The sequence below is a fragment of the uncultured Oscillibacter sp. genome, from assembly GCF_910584465.1.
Classification (GTDB): Bacteria; Bacillota; Clostridia; order Oscillospirales; family Oscillospiraceae; genus Oscillibacter.
The window spans coordinates 1-1508 of record NZ_CAJUBK010000143.1; the positions used below are offsets into that span (position 1 = coordinate 1).

The window sequence follows — 1508 nt, forward strand, 5'->3', positions numbered from 1 at the left end:
CATGCCCATCGAGTCCGCCATCATCAAGCAGAACAAGCTCAACCGCAAGGCCATGAGCGTGCCGGAGTTCCGCTCCGCCTGCCACGAGTTCGCCCAGCACTACGTGGGGGTCCAGATGGACGCCTTCAAGCGCATCGGCGTTGTCGGGGACTGGGAGCACCCCTACCTCACCATGGACCCCGGCTTCGAGGCCGAGGAGGTGAAGGTCTTCGGGGCCATGTACAAGAAGGGGTATATCTACAAGGGCCCCAAGCCCGTGTACTGGTGCCCCCACGACGAGACCGCCCTGGCCGAGGCCGAGATCGAGTACCAGGACGACCCCGTCACCACCGTCTACGTGAAGTTCCCCATGCACGACGACCAGGGGAAGCTCCCCGGCTATGACAAGGCCCGGATGTTCTTCCTCATCTGGACCACCACGATCTGGACCCTCCCCGGCAACCTGGCCATCGCCATGCACCCGGACGAGAGCTACGCCCTGGTGAAGGTCCCCTCCGGCGACATCTTCATCCTGGCGGAGGCCCTGGCGGAGAAGGTCATGGGCGTGGGCGGCTATGACCGCTTCGAGATCCTGGAGACGCACCCCGGCTCCTTCTACGAGGATATGCTGGCCCACCACCCCTTCATGGACAAGACCAGCCGGCTCATCGTGGCGGACTACGTCACCATGGACTCCGGCACGGGCTGCGTCCACACCGCCCCGGGCTTCGGCGCGGACGACTACAACTCCTGCCTGCGCTACAACATCGAGGTGGTCGTCCCCGTGGACGACCAGGGGCGGCACACGGACTACGCCGGGAAATACGCCGGCATGACCACCGACGAGTCCAACCCCGTCATCCTCCAGGACATGAAGGACAGCGGCGTCCTCTTCGCCTCCGAGGATATCGTCCACAGCTACCCCCACTGCTGGCGCTGCAAGAGCCCCATCATCTTCCGGGTGACGCCCCAGTGGTTCTGCTCCGTGGAGTCCTTCAAGGACGAGGCCTGCGCCGCCGCGGACGACGTCCGCTGGGTGCCCAAGTGGGGCATCGACCGGATGAAGTCCATGATCCGGGAGCGCTCCGACTGGTGCATCAGCCGCCAGCGCCGCTGGGGCCTGCCCATCCCCGTGGTCTACTGTGAGGAGTGCGGCAAGCCCGTGGTGACGGAGGAGAGCATCGCCGCCATCTCCCAGCTCTTCGCCAAGGAGGGCTCCAACGCCTGGTTCGCCAAGGAGGCGGAGGAGATCCTCCCCGCCGGGTTCGCCTGCCCCCACTGCGGGGCCAAGGGCGGCTTCGAGAAGGAGACGGACACCCTGGACGGCTGGTTCGACTCCGGCTCCACCCACTACGCGGCCATGAAGAAGGACCAGGGCTTCTGGCCCGCCACCATGTATATGGAGGGCCTGGACCAGTACCGCGGCTGGTTCCAGAGCTCCCTGCTGACCGCCGTGGGCGCCTTCGGCAAGGGCGCGCCCTTCAAGGAGTGCGTCACCCACGGCTGGACCGTGGACGGCGAGGGCAAGG

Annotated in this window: 1 protein-coding gene; it reads left to right on the forward strand. The window is 66.2% G+C overall.

All coding sequences use genetic code 11. From position 1 onward, the window contains the following. The coding region (locus QZ332_RS13690) for an isoleucine--tRNA ligase (RefSeq protein WP_295766454.1) at nucleotides 1-1508 on the forward strand (1508 nt) is incomplete at both ends.